This is a genomic window from Streptomyces sp. NPDC058671, assembly GCF_042716475.1.
Lineage (GTDB): Bacteria > Actinomycetota > Actinomycetes > Streptomycetales > Streptomycetaceae > Streptomyces.
The window spans coordinates 159,898-177,355 of sequence record NZ_JBHXSA010000017.1 but is presented as its reverse complement, the minus strand read 5'-3'; the positions used below and the strand labels follow the sequence as shown (position 1 = coordinate 177,355).

The following is a 17,458-nucleotide window of genomic DNA, read 5'->3' as shown; positions in this document are numbered from 1 at the left end:
TGTTCAACAACCCCCTCAAAAACCCCCCCCGTGGGGGTCGGTGGGTTTTACCGCCCCAATGGTGGTTGTTCTTGCCAAACCGCGGGGGGCCCCCCCCCGGGGCCCCCCCCCCTCGGCGTCTTCACGTGGCTAGACCCACGTGTCCAGCCACATCCGCCCCCGCCACTCGTCTATCGGGATAGGCGTCCCCGTGTAGATCGGCCAGAAGTAGATGAAGTTCCAGACGATCAGCAGGACCAGGCAGCCCGCCGCCACCGCGCCGAACGTGCGGCGTCTCTCCGTCGAGCCCGCCCTGCCGAGCATCGCGCCCAGCATCATCGCCACCGCCAGGCACAGGAAGGGCACGAAGACGACCGCGTAGAAGAGGAAGATCGTGCGTTCCTGGTAGAGGAACCAGGGCACCCAGCCGGCCGCGATGCCGCAGGCGATCGCGCCCGCGCGCCAGTCACGGCGGAAGGCCCAGCGCCACAGGACGTACAGGATGGCGAAGCAGGCGGCCCACCACAGGAGCGGGGTGCCGAGGGCGAGGACCTCCTGGGCGCACTTCTCCTTCGTGGTGGCAGGGCAGCCCGCGGTGCCGGGGGCGGGGGACTCGTAGAAGTAGGAGACGGGGCGGCCGAGGACGATCCACGACCAGGGGTTCGACTCGTAGGTGTGCGGCGAGGTCAGGCCGACGTGGAAGGTGTAGACCTCGGTCTCGTAGTGCCAGAGGCTGCGCAGCCAGTCCGGCAGCCAGCTCCAGGTCCCGCCGCCGTCGAGCCTGTCCTGCTTCGCGGCCCAGTCGCGGAAGTACCCCTTGTCGCTGACGATCCAGCCCGTCCACGTCACCAGGTACGTGACGATCGCCACCGGCACCACCGACACGAACGCCGGGACGAGGTCCTTCCTGATCACCGCGAGGTAGGGGCGGACCGCGCCCGCCGTGCGGCGGGCGCCGACGTCCCACAGGACCGTCATCAGGCCGAAGCCGACCATGACGTACAGGCCGTTCCACTTGGTCGCCGCCGCCAGGCCCAGCATCACGCCGGCCGCGATCCGCCACGGCCGCCACCCCTGGCGCAGCGACTCCGCGATCTCCGCGTCGGGCCGCAGGACCCCCTCCTCGTCCTCCGGGAGCGCCCCGGCGAGCCGTTTCCGGGTCCGGTCGCGGTCGAGGACGAGGCAGCCGAAGGCGGCGAGGACGAAGAACATCAGCACCTGGTCGAGGAGCGCGGTGCGGCTCATCACGAAGTGCAGCCCGTCGACGGCGAGCAGCAGGCCCGCGAGGCAGCCGAGGAACGTCGAGCGGAAGAGACGCCGGCCGATCCGGCACAGCATGAGGACGGACAGGGTGCCGAGCAGTGCCACCATGAAGCGCCAGCCGAACGGCTCGAAGCCGAACATCTTCTCGCCGAGGCCGATCACCCACTTGCCCATCGGCGGATGGACGACATAGCCGGGGTCCGTCGGCACGAGCACCGAGCCGGGGTCCGCGAGGACGGTCTTGTCGATGTCCTTCGGCCACGACCCCTCGTACCCCTGGTTGATCAGGGCCCAGGAGTCCTTGGCGTAGTACGTCTCGTCGAATATCACCGCGTTCGGCTTGCCCAGGTTCCAGAACCTCAGCAGCCCGGCGACCGCCGTCACCAGGAGCGGACCGCCCCAGGCCGTCAGCCGCCACAGCCTCTCGGCGCGGTCTGCGCCGATGCCGAGGAGCGAGAGGACACGCTCGGAGGGACGGGTGTACGGGGGGACGAGCCGCTCCCGCAGCCCGATGGGTGCGGCGCTTCCGGCGGGCGGCACATAGCCGAAACGCCGCAGCCGGTGTTGCCACGAAGAGGGCTCTGCCACGGCGTGCCGGCCCTCCAGGGTCTCGGGTGCGGTACTGGTCACCGCGCCATCGTAGGGAACGCGCCTGTGCGCGTCGCCCGTCCGGGCTGGGAGGATGGTCCGTGTGACAGGAACGCTGGTACTCGCAGGGACCCCCATCGGTGACATCGCGGACGCTCCGCCCCGACTCGCCACCGAACTGGAGAACGCGGACATCGTGGCCGCCGAGGACACCCGGAGGCTGCGGGGTCTGACCCGTGCGCTGGGCATCCACACCACGGGCCGGGTCGTCTCCTACTTCGAGGGCAACGAGTCCGCGCGTACGCCGGAGCTGGTCGAGGCGCTGGCCGGCGGCGCCCGTGTGCTCCTCGTGACCGACGCGGGCATGCCGTCCGTCTCGGACCCCGGTTACCGGCTCGTCGCCGCCGCCGTCGAGCAGGACATCAAGGTCACGGCCGTTCCCGGCCCGTCCGCCGTGCTCACCGCGCTGGCCCTGTCCGGGCTTCCGGTGGACCGTTTCTGCTTCGAGGGCTTCCTGCCGAGGAAGGCCGGCGAGCGCCTCGGGAAGCTGCGCGAGGTCGCGGACGAGCGCCGCACCCTCGTCTACTTCGAGGCCCCGCACCGGCTCGACGACACGCTCGCCGCGATGGCCGAGGTCTTCGGCGCCGAGCGCAGGGCCGCCGTCTGCCGCGAGCTGACCAAGACGTACGAGGAGGTCAAGCGCGGGCCGCTGGCCGAGCTCGCGGCCTGGGCCGCCGAGGGCGTACGCGGCGAGATCACCGTCGTCGTCGAGGGCGCCCCCGAGACCGGACCGGCCGAGCTCGACGCCGAGGAGCTGGTGCGCAGGGTGCAGGTGCGCGAGGAGGCGGGGGAGCGGCGCAAGGAGGCGATCGCCGCCGTCGCCGCCGACGCGGGACTGCCCAAGCGGGAGGTGTTCGATGCCGTCGTCGCGGCAAAGAACGCGGCTGGAAAAGGCTCCGGAAACGGCAAAGAGCTAATCTGAAAGGCAAAGCCGAACCCGGCGCCGGGACCTTTCCTTGGGCGCTCGGCAAGGGAAGAGCCAAGAGCCTTCCATGGTTCGCCCCGCGCTGATGCGCTCCGGCCCGAAAAGGCGTCCACTGATCAGTGGAGAGGAGCTGGCATGAGCGAGATCACCGGCACCGGCATATCCGTCGCCCACGAGGCGTACGCCTTCGCCTGCATGCGCTGCGGATACGGCTGGGAGCAGGCGTACGACATCGAGCACCACGTCGACGCCGCCGGCCACGAGTTCGTCGTCTACAAGGCCGAGGGGGAGCGGGTCCCGTCCCCGCTGTCCAGCCCCACCTGCATGAACTGCGGCGGTCATGTCGTCCGCATCATGCGCGCGGGGCAGGTGTCGTCCGTGCTCGACCTGATCGCGGCGACCGAGAAGCACGGGCAGGGGGCGCGGGCGACGAAGCCGGTCTCGCCGTCCGGGCCCATCGGGCAGGAACTCACCGAGGACACCCCCGGGAGCCCCCCGGTGCCGCACCACTGGCACCTCTCGGACCTCCTGCACCCCTTCCGGAGCCGCCGGTGAACGGCTCCCGGCGGGGAGGGTAACCCCGCACGCGGGCACTCACCGCCCTCGTACGATCGGGGCATGAGTGCCAAGGACACCCCGCCGCCGCTGCCCGAACCCCTCCTCGTGGAGGTCGCGGACTCGCACACCCATCTGGACCTGCAGTCCGGGACCGTCGAGGAGGCCCTGGTGAAGGCCGCGGCCGTCGGGGTGACCACGGTCGTGCAGGTCGGCTGCGACGTGAAGGGCTCGCAGTGGGCCGCGGAGACCGCCGCCGCCCACGAACACGTGCACGCGGCGGTCGCGCTGCACCCCAACGAGGCGCCCCGGATCGTCCTCGGGGACCCCGAAGGCCGGTCCCGGCAGGGTGCCCGCGAGGGCGGCGGCGACGCGGCCCTCGACGACGCGCTCGGCGAGATCGACCGCCTCGCCGCCCTCCCGTACGTCCGCGGGGTCGGCGAGACCGGACTCGACTTCTTCCGCACGGGCCCCGAGGGCATCGCCGCGCAGGAGCGTTCCTTCCGCGCGCACATCGAGATCGCCAAGCGGCACGACAAGGCGCTCGTCATCCACGACCGCGAGGCCCACGCCGACGTGCTGCGCGTCCTCGACGAGGAGGGCGCCCCCGAGCGGACCGTCTTCCACTGCTACTCCGGTGACGCCGCCATGGCCGAGATCTGCGCCGCCAAGGGCTACTACATGTCCTTCGCGGGCAACGTCACCTTCAAGAACGCCCAGCACCTGCGGGACGCGCTCGCCGTCGCCCCGCTGGAGCTCGTCCTCGTCGAGACGGACGCGCCCTTCCTCACCCCCGCGCCCTACCGCGGCCGCCCGAACGCCCCCTACCTGATCCCGGTCACCCTGCGGGCGATGGCGGAGGTACGGGGCATCGGGGAGAACGAGATGGCCGAGGCGATCGCCGTGAACACCGCCCGCGCCTTCGACTACTGAGACCGGGGGAGCACGCACCGCCGCTCCATAACGATTACGTTTCGTGGTCGGGTCGTCCGGCTGGGTGACCGGGGTCGGGGCTAGGGTCCCGGCCTCGTGAGCACTTCCCAGGGCAGTCACCGAGCCGGACGGCGAGGCGCGGGCGCGACGCTGCCCGTGCACGAGCAGCCGACGCTGGCAGCACCCCTCGTGCCGCCCGTCGCACCCGCCGTCCCCGGGCAGGGCTCCCGCGCCGCGACCCGGCGCGCCGCCCGCCGCCGCAAGGCCTCGGGGCCCGCGGGGGAGGGCCTGCGGCGGCTCGTCCCGCAGGCCCTCGTCGTGGCCTTCCTCGCCGGCGGCACCAGCGCCTTCGTCGCCGACGACAAGGCCGTCCGGCTCTCCGTCGACGGCGTCCCCCGCACCTTCCACACCTTCGCCGACGACGTCGACGAGCTCCTCGCCGACCAGGGTCTCGCCGTCGGTGCCCACGACATCGTCGCGCCCGCCCCCGGCGAGGCCCTGACCAGCGGCGACGAGGTCGTCGTCCGGTACGGGCGGCCCGTCGCCCTCACGCTCGACGGGCAGCGCCGCCAGGTGTGGACGACCGCCCGCACCGTGGAGGGAGCCCTGCGTCAGCTCGGGGTCCGCGCCGAGGGCGCGTACCTGTCGGTCTCCCGGGGCGCCCCCATCTCGCGCCGGGGCCTCGCCCTCGACGTCCGCACCGAGCGGACCATCACCTTCCTCGCCGACGGGCGCGAGCGGACCGTCCGTACGAACGCCGCCACCGTCCGCGAAGCCCTCGCCGAGGCCGGGATCACCCTCTCCGGCCAGGACGCCACCTCCGTCACCCCCGACTCCTTCCCCCGCGACGGCCAGACCGTCGCGGTGCTGCGGATCACCGGCTCCCGGCAGGTTCGGGAGGAGGCCGTCCCGTACGCCGTCGAGAGGACCCGCGACCCCGACCTGTTCGCCGGCACCGAGGTCGTCGAACGGCAGGGCGTCACCGGCGTCCGCCGCGTCACGTACAGCATCCGCACCGTCAACGGAGTCCGGCAGAAGCCCCGGCGCACCGCCGAGGAGATCGTCCGCGAGCCGGTCAACCGCAAGGTGCGGGTCGGCACCCGCCGACTGCCCGCCTCCGTCGCGGGCGCCGACGGCCTCGACTGGGACGCGCTCGCCGCCTGCGAGTCCGGGGGCCGGCCGGGCGCCGTCGACCCGTCGGGGACGTACGGCGGGCTGTACCAGTTCGACCCCGGCACCTGGCGCTCCCTCGGCGGCAGCGGCGTCGCCCAGAACGCGCCCGCCGCCGAACAGACCTTCCGGGCCAAGAAGCTCTACGTGCAGCGGGGGGCGAGCCCGTGGCCCCACTGCGGCCGGCGGCTGTACCGATGAGCACCACGGGCGGCCGTAGGCTGTACCGGTGAGCACCACCACCGGCCCCGAAAGCCCCGACGCCCTCCTCGGCCCCGCCGACATCCGTGAGCTGGCCGCCGTCCTCGGCGTGCGCCCCACGAAGCAGAAGGGCCAGAACTTCGTCATCGACGCCAACACCGTCCGGCGGATCGTCCGCACGGCCGGGGTACGGCCCGACGACGTGGTCGTGGAGGTGGGGCCGGGACTCGGCTCCCTCACCCTGGCCCTCCTGGAGGCCGCGGACCGCGTGACGGCCGTCGAGATCGACGACGTCCTCGCCGCCGCGCTGCCCGCCACGATCACCGCCCGCATGCCGGCCCGCGCCGACCGCTTCGCGCTCGTCCACGCCGACGCCATGCAGGTCCAGGAGCTGCCGGGCCCGGCGCCGACCGCGCTCGTCGCCAACCTGCCGTACAACGTGGCCGTGCCGGTCCTGCTCCACATGCTGGAGCGGTTCCCGACCATCGAGCGGACCCTCGTCATGGTCCAGGCCGAGGTCGCCGACCGGCTGGCCGCCAAGCCGGGCAACAAGGTGTACGGCGTGCCGTCGGTGAAGGCGAACTGGTACGCGGAGGTCAAGCGGGCCGGGTCCATCGGCCGCAACGTCTTCTGGCCCGCGCCGAACGTCGACTCCGGCCTCGTCTCCCTGGTCCGCCGCACCGAGCCCCTCGTGACCACCGCCACCCGGCAGGAGGTCTTCGCGGTCGTCGACGCGGCCTTCGCGCAGCGCCGCAAGACCCTGCGCGCGGCCCTCGCGACCTGGGCGGGCTCTCCGGCGGCGGCCGAGGAGGCCCTGGTGAAGGCCGGGATCTCGCCGCAGGCGCGGGGCGAGGCCCTGACGGTGGAGGAGTTCGCGCGGATCGCGGAGGCGAAGGCGTGAGCACCCCCCGCCCGGTCACCGTCCGCGTCCCCGCCAAGGTCAACGTGCAGCTCGCGGTGGGCGCGGCCCGCCCCGACGGCTTCCACGACCTGGCCAACGTCTTCCTCGCGGTGTCGTTGCACGACGAGGTGACCGCCACGCCCGCCGCCGGGCTGACCGTCACGTGCGAGGGCCCGGACGCCGACAAGGTGCCGCTGGACCGCACGAACCTGGCCGCGCGGGCCGCCGAACTGCTCGCCGCGCGGCACGGCATCTCCCCGGACGTGCACCTGCACATCGCCAAGGACATCCCGGTCGCCGGCGGCATGGCGGGCGGCAGCGCGGACGGCGCGGGCGCCCTGCTCGCCTGCGACGCGCTGTGGGGCCTGGACTCGACCCGGGACGAGCTCCTGGAGATCTGCGCGGAGCTCGGCTCGGACGTGCCGTTCAGCCTGGTCGGCGGGGCGGCGCTCGGCACGGGGCGCGGTGAGCGGCTGACGGAGCTGCCGGTCGGCGGGACCTTCCACTGGGTGTTCGCCGTCGCGGACGGCGGGCTGTCGACGCCGACGGTGTTCGGCGAGTTCGACCGCCTCACCGAGGGCGTCGAGATCCCCGAGCCGGCCGCCTCCCCGGCCCTCCTGGACGCCCTGCGCACCGGCGACACCGCCGCGCTCGCGGGGGCCCTGGACAACGACCTCCAGGCCCCGGCGCTCTCCCTGCGCCCGTCCCTGGCCGCGACCCTGACGGCCGGCACCGAGGCGGGCGCGCTGGCCGCGCTGGTCTCCGGCTCGGGCCCGACGACGGCGTTCCTGGTGAAGGACGCGGAGACGGCGAAGACGGTGGCCGCCGCGCTGACGGCCTCGGGCACGTGCCGGACGGCCCGGGCGGCGACGTCCCCGGTGCCCGGCGCGGTCGTCCTGACGGCCTGACACCCACCCGGCGCGTTCGTCCGTCCGCGCCCCGGGCCCGGTCTTCGACGGGTGCCGCCCGTCCGGCGGGGGAGCGCGGCGACGTACCCTGGGATGTCGATCGATCCCCCGTACAGGAGTCAACGTGGCCGTCAACCTCGTCAATGTCGAGGCCGTCAGCAAGGTGTACGGCACCCGTGCCCTCCTCGACGGGGTCTCGCTCGGTGTCTCCGAAGGGGACCGGATCGGGGTCGTGGGCCGCAACGGCGACGGGAAGACCACCCTCATCCGGATGCTCGCCAAGCTGGAGGAGGCCGACACCGGCCGGGTCACCCACAGCGGGGGGCTGCGTCTCGGGGTGCTCACCCAGCACGACTCGCTCGACCCGAAGGCCACCATCCGGCACGAGGTCATCGGTGTCATGGCGGACCACGAGTGGGCCGGCAGCGCCAAGATCCGGGACGTGCTGACCGGGCTCTTCGGCGGGCTCGACCTGGCCGGCTTCGAGCACGGGCTCGACACCGTCATCGGCCCGCTCTCCGGCGGTGAGCGGCGGCGCATCGCGCTCGCCAAGCTCCTCATCGAGGACCAGGACCTGATCGTCCTCGACGAGCCCACCAACCACCTCGACGTCGAGGGCATCTCCTGGCTCGCCCAGCACCTCCAGAGCCGCCGCTCCGCGCTCGTCTGCGTCACCCACGACCGCTGGTTCCTCGACCAGGTCTGCACCCGCATGTGGGACGTGCAGCGCGGGGACGTCCACGAGTACGAGGGCGGCTACTCCGACTACGTCTTCGCGCGTGCCGAGCGCGAGCGCATCGCCGCCACCGAGGAGACGAAGCGGCAGAACCTGATGCGCAAGGAGCTGGCCTGGCTGCGGCGCGGCGCCCCCGCCCGTACGTCCAAGCCGCGCTACCGCATCGAGGCAGCCAACGAGCTGATCGCCGACGTGCCGCCGCCGCGCGACACCTCCGAGCTGATGAAGTTCGCCAACGCCCGCCTCGGCAAGACGGTCTTCGACCTGGAGGACGTGACCGTCACCGCCGGTCCCAAGACGCTGCTCACGCACCTCACCTGGCAGCTCGGACCCGGCGACCGCATCGGTCTCGTCGGCGTCAACGGCGCGGGCAAGACCTCACTCCTGCGGGCCCTCGCGGACGCCGCCGTCAGCCAGGGCGAGATCCAGCCCGCCGCCGGCTCCGTCACCGTCGGCAAGACCGTCCGGCTCGCCTACCTCTCCCAGGACGTCACCGAACTGCCCCCCGCCCTGCGGGTCCTGGAGGCCGTCCAGCAGATCCGCGACCGGGTCGACCTCGGCAAGGGCCGCGAGATGACGGCCGGTCAGCTCTGTGAGCAGTTCGGCTTCACCAAGGAGAAGCAGTGGACGCCCGTCGGCGACCTCTCCGGTGGTGAGCGCCGCCGCCTCCAGCTGCTCCGCCTGCTGATGGACGAGCCGAACGTCCTCTTCCTCGACGAGCCGACCAACGACCTCGACATCGAGACCCTGACCCAGCTGGAGGACCTCCTCGACGGCTGGCCCGGCTCCATGGTCGTCATCTCCCACGACCGGTTCTTCATCGAGCGGACCACCGACAAGACGCTCGCGCTGCTCGGCGACCAGACGCTGCGGATGCTGCCGCGCGGCATCGACGAGTACCTGGAGCGGCGCCGGAAGATGATCGAGGCGGCCGTCCCGACGCCCGCCGCCGCGCCCGCGCAGGCGAAGCCCGGGGTCTCCGCCGCGGACTCGCGCGCCGCCAAGAAGGAGCTGCAGAAGGTCGAGCGGCAGCTCGACAAGGTCTCCCAGAAGGAGGCCAGGCTGCACGCCCAGATCGCCGACGACGCCACCGACTTCGAGAAGGTGGCGAAGCTCGACGCGGAGCTGCGGGCACTCGTCGGTGAGCGCGAGGAACTGGAGATGCGCTGGCTCGAATTGGCCGAGGACGCATAACGAGGGCATCACAGGCCGGTCCTCCCTTGGGTACAAGGGGCGGACCGGTCGCTTTTGCGCCAGGGCGTGAGTGGTAGAAAGAAAACCCGTTCACGTCAAGGGGGAAACCGCTGATGACCCAGCCGCCCAGCAACCAGCCGCCGGGGGGCTTCGGAGCCCCTCAGGACCCGCACCAGGGCCCGCCGCACCACGGACCGAACCACGGTCAGGGCACGCCGCCCGTCCCGCCCGTCCCGCCGCAGGCACCGCAGAACCCGCCGCCCGCCGCGCCGCCGGCCGCGCCCGGCCCGTACGGCCAGCAGCCGCAGCCCGGTTACGGGTACCCGCAGCAGGCCCCGGGGCCGTACGGGCAGCAGCCGCCGCAGCAGCCGTACGGCTACCCCCAGCAGGGCCAGCCCGGCTATCCGCAGCAGCCGGGCCCGTACGGGCAGCAGCAGAACCCGTACGGCGGCTACCCCAGCCAGCCGGGATACCCGGGCGCCCCGACCCCGCCGCCGTCCGGCGGCGGCCTCAAGGGCCGGACCGGTGTCATCGCGGCCGTGGCCGCCGGGGCCGTCCTGGTGGCCGCCGTCACCACCTGGGCCGTCGTCGGCGGAGGCGACGAGAAGGACCCGGTCGCCGGTCCGACCGCCACCGCCACGTCCTCCTCCGGAGCCCCCGCGCCCACCGAGTCGGTGGACAAGGGCGACGGCTCGGGAGACGGGTCCAACGGCGAGGAGGACCTCAACGCCGGTCGCCAGGACGGCGAAGCCAAGATCAACTGGCTGCTCAAGAACAACATCGACCTGCCCCGCAACGGCGCCGACGTCTACGGCCCGTGGATCGTCGGCGACACCGTCGTCAAGGCCATGTACAAGAGCGTCTCCGGCTACAGCCTGAGCGACGGCTCCACCAAGTGGAACGTCGACCTGCCGTTCGAGCTGTGCGCGGCGCCGGCGAACCCGTCCGCGAACGGCGTCATGGTCTTCGGTTACGCCGAGAGCGCCAAGGACGGCGCCAAGTGCAACCAGCTGCAGATGCTGGACCTGAAGACCGGCAAGGCGGGCTGGAAGAAGGCCGTGCCCAAGCCCAAGGGCCTGTTCGCCTTCTCCGACAACACCCTGTCCATCAGCGGCAACACGGTGACCGTCGCCGGCACCAGCAGCGCCTACGGGTTCTCGCTGGCCGACGGCAAGCAGCTGTTCACCGGCCCCACCACCGGCTGCAAGCCGTTCGCGTACGCGGGTGGCAGCAAGCTGATCGCGGCCATGGACTGCCCCTCCGGCAGCACCTCCAAGAAGGTCCAGGCGGTCGGCCAGGTCGACCCGGCCACCGGCAAGCCCCTCTACACCTTCCAGCTGGAGGCGAACTGGGAGGTCGACAGGGTCTACTCGGTCGACCCGCTGGTCGTCTCCGCCACCCAGCGCGAGCAGAAGAAGTGGACCGTCTTCGCGCTCGACGCCAAGGGCAAGCTGCGCTCGCAGATCCAGGGCGGCAAGGACAAGTTCGCCCCGTCGTGCGGCGGCGGCTTCGTCATCTTCGGCCGCAACCTGGAGGGCTGCACCGGTGTCGCGGCCGACGCGAACACCTTCTACATGGCCACCGAGACCTCGTACGGCACGCCCAACGAGGTCGTCGCCTTCGACCTGCGGACCGGCAAGGCCAAGTGGCGCTCCAAGGCGCCGGGCGAGCAGTCGATGCTCCCGCTGCGCATGGAGGGCGGCCAGGTCCTGGTCTACGTCGACCCGTCGTACGACAAGGGCGGCGCCGTCGCGGCCATCGCCCCGACCGGCGGAGCGCCGAAGATCCTGCTCCAGCACCCGGCGTCCACGGCCCAGATCGAGAACAGCTTCTACAGCCCGGGCTACGCCTACGGCCAGGGGACGTTCGTGGTGGGGGCCGGGCGTGTGTCGGCCACCAACGACACGGCCGAGAAGCAGGTCAAGACCATGATGGCCTTCAGCAAGTGAGGTACACGGACCGATGACGCAGCCACCCCCGCCCCCGCCGAACCAGCCCCCGGACCCGCAGGGTGGCTTCGGCGCGCCGACGCCCTCGCCGCAGCAGCCCGAGCCGGGCTACGGCTACCCGCAGCAGCAGCCCGGTTACGGCTACCCGCAGCAGCCGGACCAGGGTTACGGCTATCCGCAGCAGCCGCCGGCGCCTCCGCAGCAGCCGTACGGCTACCCGACCGCGCCGCAGCAGCAGCCCTACGGCGGCCACCAGCAGCCGGCGCAGCCCCCGTACGGCTATCCGACCCAGCCCCAGCAGCCCGCCTACGGCGGTTACCAGCAGCCGGTTCCGGCCCCGGGGTCCGGCGGCGGGAAGCTGTCGGCGCAGCTCCAGATCATCATCGCGGCGGTCGTCGCCGTCGTCCTGATCGTCGGCGCCGGCATCTGGTACGCCAACTCCGGGAGCGGTGACGGCCCGGGTGAAGAGGCCAAGGGCACGGCCGGCACCTCGCAGGGCACCGGCGGCGGGTCCGCCGGCGGGTCCGGCGGCTCGAACGGTCTGGGCGGCGGCGGCAAGGAGAAGGCGCCGGCGGACACGCAGGCGAAGAAGACCTTCTCGGTCGACCCGCCGAAGGTCCCGGACCTCACCGACGTCTCCGGCTCCTGGATCACCGACAAGGCGTACGTGAAGACCGGGGTCACCTCGATCGTCGCCTACGACCTGGACAAGGGCACGGTCCTGTGGACCCTGCCGCTGACCGGTCAGGTCTGCGGCACCTCGCGGCACATGACCGCCGACCACAAGGTGCCGATCCTCTTCGAGGCGAAGAAGCGGGTGGCACCGCGCTACTACCAGACCTGCACCGAGGTCGGCATGGTCGACCTGAACGCCGGCAAGCTGCTCTGGTCCACCTCGGTCACCGGCGGCAGCGCGGGTGACGAGAAGGCCCGGTTCAGCGAGGTCACGCTCAGCGGGAAGACGGTCGCGGCCGGCGGCACCGACGGAGGCGCCGCCTTCGACATCGCCAACGGCAACCCGCGCTGGAAGCCGCAGCCCGACAAGCAGAGCTGCTACGACCTGGGGTACGGCGGCGGCGAGGGACTCGTCGCGGTCCGCAAGTGCGGTTCGTACAACAGCCAGTACGTGATGATCCAGAACCTCGACCCGATGACGGGCGCCCCGGTCTCGCAGTTCAAGATGCCGACCGGGGTGCAGTACGCGTCGGTGATCTCCACCAGGCCCCTGGTCGTCGCGGCCGACGTCGGCGACAGCGCCGGTGACGGCAGCGGCATCTCGGACTTCTTCTCGATCGACGAGAAGACCGGGAAACTGAAGGCGAAGATCACGGCGGACGCCGACCAGTACGCGGCCCGCTGCCGCTCGACCAGGGTCGAGTCCTGCTCGCAGGCCCTCGTCGGCAACGGCCGCCTCTACGTGCCGACCGAGGAGCACGAGGGCACGAGCGGCGAGTACGGCGAGGAGACGAACGAGATCATCGCGTTCGACCTCGCCACCGGGAAGACGGTGCCCGAGAAGGCGGACGCGGGCGACAAGTACACGCTGGTCCCGCTGCGCATGGACGGCGGCGATCTCATCGCGTACAAGGCGCCGCCGTACGACAAGGGCGGCCGGATCGTGTCGATCAACGGCGGCACGATGAAGGAGACGCTGCTCCTGGAGAACCCGGGCGACCGCTCGATCCGGGACGCCGAGACCAGCTTCAGCCTGAACGGCTCCGAACTCCTCTACGCCGACGGCCGCTTCTTCCTCTCGGCGACCATGGTGAGCAAGCAGGAGTCGACGTCCAGCTACAAGAGGTACCTGATCGTGTCCTTCGGCGTCGGGCGCTGACGGTCGGCAGGTGAAGGGGCCCCTCCGGAGACGACCGGAGGGGCCCCCTTCTTTTCGGGCCCTGAGCGGGGGACAGTTCGTCACCGGGAAGAGGGAATTCGGCGGCGAGGGCGGCCACCCGTCCCCGGTTCGGGCGATACCGGCCGGGGGAGCGTGTACCTTGCCGGGTCAGGCGTGCCGGGGGACGGCGGGCGCGGAGGATGGGGGATGACCGGGATGGGCGTACGCCTCGTGGTGGTGGACGAGCACCGCCTGCTCGCGGAGGCGCTGGCCTCGGCGCTGAAGCTGCGCGGGCACCGGGTGCTCGCGGCGGCCGCGCCGGTGGCCGGTGCGGCGGAGCTCGTGGTGAGCCGGGCGCCGGAGGTCTGTCTCCTGGGCACGGCCGCGCCCGCCGAGCCGGGGGCCTTCGACGTGGTGGCGCGGATCAAGCGGGAGCGGCCGCAGGTGGCGGTGGTGGTGCTGGGTCCCGTGCCCTCACCGCGTGGCATCGCGGCGGCGTTCGCGGCCGGGGCCTCGGGCTACGTCCGGCACGACGAGCGCATCGAGGGCGTCGAGCGGGCGCTCGTGAAGGCGAGGGCGGGGGAGTCGGCGGTGGCCCCGCAGCTGCTGAGGGCGGCGTTCGCGGAGCTGCTGCATCCCTCGGCGCAGCCGGACGACGAGGGGCTGCGGCTGCTGCGGCTGCTGACGCAGCGGGAGGTGGAGGTCCTCGTCCGGGTCGCGGAGGGGGAGGACACCCGGCTGATCGCCGCGGGGATGGGGATCGCGTCGAGCACGGCGCGGACGCATGTGCAGCGGGTCCTGATGAAGCTGGGGGTGGGGTCGCGCCTCGAAGCGGCGGCGCTCGCCGCCCGTACGGGGCTGCTCGACCGCGCGGTGCCGGGGCCGCGGAAGCCCTTCTGAGGTGAGGTGGTGCGACGTCCGGTCCGCCAGGGGGGCGGACCGGCGCCCGACCGTTGACGGAGGTGTTGGAATATGATTCCTTGTGCGTGGTTCTGTTTGATCCCGCCCGAAGGGCAACGCCGTGAAGAAGACCGTCACCACACTCGCCGACGGGCGCGAGCTGATCTACTACGACGCGCACGCCGACACCGTCCGCGCCGCCGTCGACACCCGCCCCCTCACCGCCGTCGTCTCCCGCTCCGAGATCCGGTACGACGCCCTCACCGGCGACCCCGTCGCCGTCGCCTCGCACCGGCAGGCCCGCACCTACCACCCGCCGGCCGACGCCTGCCCCCTCTGCCCCGCCCGCGACGGACACGAGAGCGAGATCCCCGAGGAGAGCTACGAGGTCGCGGTCTTCGAGAACCGCTTCCCCTCCCTCTCCGGCGGTGTCGGCCGCTGCGAGGTCGTCTGCTTCACCGACGACCACACGGCGTCCTTCGCCGACCTCACCGAGGAGCGGGTCGGCCTCGTCCTCGACGCCTGGACCGACCGCACCTCGGCGCTCGCCACGCTCCCCGGCGTCGAGCAGGTCTACTGCTTCGAGAACCGGGGCGCGGAGATCGGCGTCACCCTGCCCCACGCGCACGGCCAGATCTACGCCTTCCCCTACGTGTCCCCCCGTACGGCCGCCATGCGCCGCCGTCTCGACGAGCACCGCGCCGAGACCGGACGGAACCTCTTCGACGACGTCGTCGAGCGCGAGCGCGCCGACGGGGAGCGGATCGTCCTGGAGACCGAGCACTGGACCGCCTTCGTCCCGTACGCCGCCCACTGGCCGTACGAGGTGCACCTCCACCCCAGGCGCCGGGTGCCCGATCTCCTCGCCCTCGACGGCGCGGCGCGCACAGAGTGCGCACAGGTCTATCGGGAACTCTTGAGGCGCTTCGACCGGATCTTCGGCCCGGACGAGCCGCCGACCCCCTACATCGCCGCCTGGCACCAGGCGCCGTTCACGGACGCGCGGCGGGAGGACTTCGGACTGCACCTCGAGCTCTTCACCGTCCGGCGGGCCTCCGGCAAGCTGAAGTACCTCGCGGGCACCGAGTCCGGCATGGGCGCGTTCATGAACGACGTACGGCCGGAGGACGCGGCCCGACGACTGCGAGAGGTGGCGACCGGAGCATGAGCACGGACACGAAGAAGTACCTGGTGACGGGCGGGGCCGGATACGTGGGCAGCGTCGTCGCCGCCCACCTCCTGGAGCGGGGCCACCGCGTCACCGTCCTCGACGACCTCTCCACCGGCTTCGCCGACGCCGTCCCCGAGGGCGCCGAGTTCATCGAGGGCCGCATCCAGGACGCGGCCGGGTGGCTGGACGACGGTTACGACGGCGTCCTGCACTTCGCCGCCTTCTCCCAGGTCGGCGAATCCGTCGCCAAGCCCGAGAAGTACTGGGAGAACAACGTCGGCGGCACCCTGGCCCTGCTCGCCGCCATGCGCGCCGCGGACGTCCGCAAGCTGGTCTTCTCCTCCACCGCCGCCACCTACGGCGAGCCGGCGACCGTGCCGATCACCGAGTCCGCGCCGACCGCCCCCACCAGCCCCTACGGGGCGAGCAAGCTGGCCGTCGACCACATGATCGGCGCGGAGTGCGCCGCCCACGGACTCGCCGCCGTCTCGCTGCGCTACTTCAACGTGGCCGGGGCGTACGGCTCGCTCGGCGAGCGGCACGAACCCGAGTCGCACCTGATCCCGCTCGTCCTCCAGGTCGCCCTCGGCCGCCGCGAGGCGATCTCCGTGTACGGCGAGGACTACCCGACCCCGGACGGCACCTGCGTCCGCGACTACATCCACGTCGCCGACCTCGCCGAGGCCCACCTCCTCGCCCTCGACGCCATGACCACCGGCGAACACCTCGTCTGCAACCTGGGCAACGGCAACGGCTTCTCCGTCCGTGAGGTCGTCGAGACCGTACGGAAGGTCACGGGACACCCCGTCCCCGAGATCACCGCGCCGCGCCGCCCCGGCGACCCCGCGGTCCTCGTCGCCTCCGCCGAGACCGCCCGCGAGCGCCTCGGCTGGACGCCGTCCCGGCCCGACCTGGCGGCGGTCGTCGCCGACGCCTGGGCGTTCGCCCAGCAGCGGGAAGGAGCGCGGCCGTGAGCGTCGCCGCCGACTTCGAGGCGCTGTACGGCGCCGCCCCCGACGGTGTCTGGGCCGCCCCCGGGCGGGTCAACCTCATCGGTGAGTACACCGACTTCAACGACGGCTTCGTGCTGCCGCTCGCGCTGCCGCACACCACCGTCGCCGCCGTCTCCACCCGCGACGACGGCGTGCTGCGGCTGCACTCCGCCGACATCGACGGCGGCATCGTCCAGTTGGAGGTCGACGCACTCGAACCGCTCTCCGGCGGCGGCTGGGCGGCCTACCCGGCCGGGGTCGTCTGGGCCCTGCGGGAGGCCGGACACCCGGTGACGGGCGCGGACGTCCACCTCACCTCGACCGTGCCGACCGGCGCCGGACTGTCCTCGTCGGCGGCCCTGGAGGTCGTCACCGCGCTCGCCCTGAACGACCTGTTCGAGCTCGGCCTCTCCCGGCCCGAGCTGGCCCGGCTCGCCCAGCGCGCCGAGAACGGCTTCGTCGGCGTCCCCTGCGGGGTCATGGACCAGATGGCCTCCGCCTGCGCCGAGGAGGGCCACGCCCTCCATCTGGACACCAGGGACCTCTCGTACCGCCAGGTCCCCTTCGACCTGGCCCGCGAGGGCCTGCGGCTGCTCGTCGTCGACACCCGCGTGAAGCACGCGCTCGGGGACGGCGCGTACGCAGAGCGGCGCGCCGGTTGTGAAGCGGGTGCGCGGGCGCTCGGAGTGAAGGTCCTGCGCGACGTGAGCGCCGCGCAACTCCCCGAGGCGCTCGCGCGGCTCAGCGACGAGACGACCCTGCGGTACGTCCGGCACGTTGTCACCGACAACGCGCGCGTGGAGCGGACGATCGCGCTCCTCGACGCCGGGGACGCCCGGGCCGTCGGGCCCGTCCTCACCGAGGGCCACGCCTCCCTCCGGGACGACCTGCGCGTCTCCTGCCCCGAACTGGACCTCGTCGTCGAAGCGGCGAACGACGCCGGGGCGCTCGGCGCCCGGATGACCGGCGGCGGCTTCGGCGGCTCGGCCCTCGTCCTCGTCGACACCGACCGCGCCGAGGCGATCGCCGCCGCCGTCGTGGAGGCCTTCGCCGCGGCCGGACACGCGGCCCCCGGCGTCTTCCCCGCCGTGCCGTCGGCGGGTGCGCGCAGGCTCTGACCACCCCCCAGCTCCGGACGACTTCGGACAGTTCCGCGAATCGGCCCCCACCACGACGCCCCGCCCCTACTCTGAGGGGCA

Annotated in this window: 14 protein-coding genes; 13 read left to right on the top strand and 1 reads right to left on the bottom strand. The window is 72.6% G+C overall.

Translation table 11 applies throughout. The features are described 5' to 3' along the window. Nucleotides 1–129: 129 nt before the first annotated feature. Nucleotides 130–1,872, bottom strand: a complete 1,743-nt coding sequence (locus ACFWV2_RS22075; protein ID WP_384406814.1) for a dolichyl-phosphate-mannose--protein mannosyltransferase — start codon at nt 1,870–1,872, stop codon at nt 130–132. 52 nt (nt 1,873–1,924) lie between these two features. On the opposite strand from ACFWV2_RS22075, the gene rsmI reads away from it, so the two are divergent. The 13 genes from rsmI to galK all read left to right on the top strand — a co-directional run bounded on the left by rsmI (nt 1,925) and on the right by galK (nt 17,377). Next, nucleotides 1,925–2,812: a 16S rRNA (cytidine(1402)-2'-O)-methyltransferase gene (gene rsmI / locus ACFWV2_RS22070; protein WP_384406812.1), complete on the top strand. Its 888-nt coding sequence runs from the start codon at nt 1,925–1,927 to the stop codon at nt 2,810–2,812. Between the two features lie 138 nt (nt 2,813–2,950). Then, nucleotides 2,951–3,370 (top strand): hypothetical protein, encoded by a 420-nt coding sequence (locus tag ACFWV2_RS22065; protein ID WP_384406810.1) that lies wholly within the window; start codon nt 2,951–2,953, stop codon nt 3,368–3,370. 63 nt (nt 3,371–3,433) lie between these two features. Beyond that, nucleotides 3,434–4,303 carry a TatD family hydrolase gene (locus ACFWV2_RS22060; protein ID WP_384406808.1) on the top strand — a complete coding sequence of 290 codons (870 nt, stop codon included), beginning with the start codon at nt 3,434–3,436 and terminating at the stop codon, nt 4,301–4,303. Between the two features lie 96 nt (nt 4,304–4,399). Further along, entirely contained in the window at nt 4,400–5,674 is a 1,275-nt protein-coding gene (locus ACFWV2_RS22055; protein ID WP_384406806.1) for a ubiquitin-like domain-containing protein, read from the top strand. Nucleotides 5,675–5,702: 28 nt separating this feature from the next. Continuing rightward, nucleotides 5,703–6,575, top strand: a complete 873-nt coding sequence (gene rsmA / locus ACFWV2_RS22050; protein WP_384406804.1) for a 16S rRNA (adenine(1518)-N(6)/adenine(1519)-N(6))-dimethyltransferase RsmA — start codon at nt 5,703–5,705, stop codon at nt 6,573–6,575. Next, a complete protein-coding gene (locus ACFWV2_RS22045) occupies nt 6,572–7,483 on the top strand; it encodes a 4-(cytidine 5'-diphospho)-2-C-methyl-D-erythritol kinase (protein WP_384406802.1) in 912 nt (303 codons plus the stop codon). Before rsmA ends, ACFWV2_RS22045 begins: the two co-directional genes overlap by 4 nt. Nucleotides 7,484–7,607: 124 nt before the next feature. Further along, complete coding sequence (locus tag ACFWV2_RS22040) at nt 7,608–9,413, top strand: ABC-F family ATP-binding cassette domain-containing protein (protein WP_384406800.1); 1,806 nt, start codon at nt 7,608–7,610, stop codon at nt 9,411–9,413. A gap of 113 nt (nt 9,414–9,526) precedes the next feature. After that, nucleotides 9,527–11,362 carry a PQQ-binding-like beta-propeller repeat protein gene (locus tag ACFWV2_RS22035; protein WP_384406798.1) on the top strand — a complete coding sequence of 612 codons (1,836 nt, stop codon included), beginning with the start codon at nt 9,527–9,529 and terminating at the stop codon, nt 11,360–11,362. A 13-nt stretch (nt 11,363–11,375) separates the two neighbouring features. Next, complete coding sequence (locus ACFWV2_RS22030; protein ID WP_384406796.1) at nt 11,376–13,196, top strand: PQQ-binding-like beta-propeller repeat protein; 1,821 nt, start codon at nt 11,376–11,378, stop codon at nt 13,194–13,196. Between the two features lie 216 nt (nt 13,197–13,412). Next, on the top strand, nt 13,413–14,096 hold the full coding sequence (locus tag ACFWV2_RS22025) for a LuxR C-terminal-related transcriptional regulator (protein WP_360793571.1): 684 nt from the start codon (nt 13,413–13,415) through the stop codon (nt 14,094–14,096). A 121-nt stretch (nt 14,097–14,217) separates the two neighbouring features. Next, a complete protein-coding gene (gene galT / locus ACFWV2_RS22020; RefSeq protein WP_384406794.1) occupies nt 14,218–15,264 on the top strand; it encodes a galactose-1-phosphate uridylyltransferase in 1,047 nt (348 codons plus the stop codon). Next, nucleotides 15,261–16,241 carry a UDP-glucose 4-epimerase GalE gene (gene galE / locus ACFWV2_RS22015; protein ID WP_384406792.1) on the top strand — a complete coding sequence of 327 codons (981 nt, stop codon included), beginning with the start codon at nt 15,261–15,263 and terminating at the stop codon, nt 16,239–16,241. Before galT ends, galE begins: the two co-directional genes overlap by 4 nt. Beyond that, the gene (galK, locus tag ACFWV2_RS22010; RefSeq protein WP_384406790.1) at nt 16,238–17,377 is read left to right on the top strand and encodes a galactokinase; all 1,140 of its coding nucleotides are present in this window, start codon (nt 16,238–16,240) and stop codon (nt 17,375–17,377) included. Before galE ends, galK begins: the two co-directional genes overlap by 4 nt. Nucleotides 17,378–17,458: the final 81 nt, after the last annotated feature.

Coding starts and splice junctions, on each gene's coding strand:
- rsmI (WP_384406812.1), top strand. CDS start 1,925: ATGGTCCGTGTGACAGGAACGCTGGTACTCGCAGGGACCCCCATCGGT.
- ACFWV2_RS22065 (WP_384406810.1), top strand. CDS start 2,951: ATGAGCGAGATCACCGGCACCGGCATATCCGTCGCCCACGAGGCGTAC.
- ACFWV2_RS22060 (WP_384406808.1), top strand. CDS start 3,434: ATGAGTGCCAAGGACACCCCGCCGCCGCTGCCCGAACCCCTCCTCGTG.
- ACFWV2_RS22035 (WP_384406798.1), top strand. CDS start 9,527: ATGACCCAGCCGCCCAGCAACCAGCCGCCGGGGGGCTTCGGAGCCCCT.
- ACFWV2_RS22030 (WP_384406796.1), top strand. CDS start 11,376: ATGACGCAGCCACCCCCGCCCCCGCCGAACCAGCCCCCGGACCCGCAG.
- ACFWV2_RS22025 (WP_360793571.1), top strand. CDS start 13,413: ATGGGCGTACGCCTCGTGGTGGTGGACGAGCACCGCCTGCTCGCGGAG.
- galE (WP_384406792.1), top strand. CDS start 15,261: ATGAGCACGGACACGAAGAAGTACCTGGTGACGGGCGGGGCCGGATAC.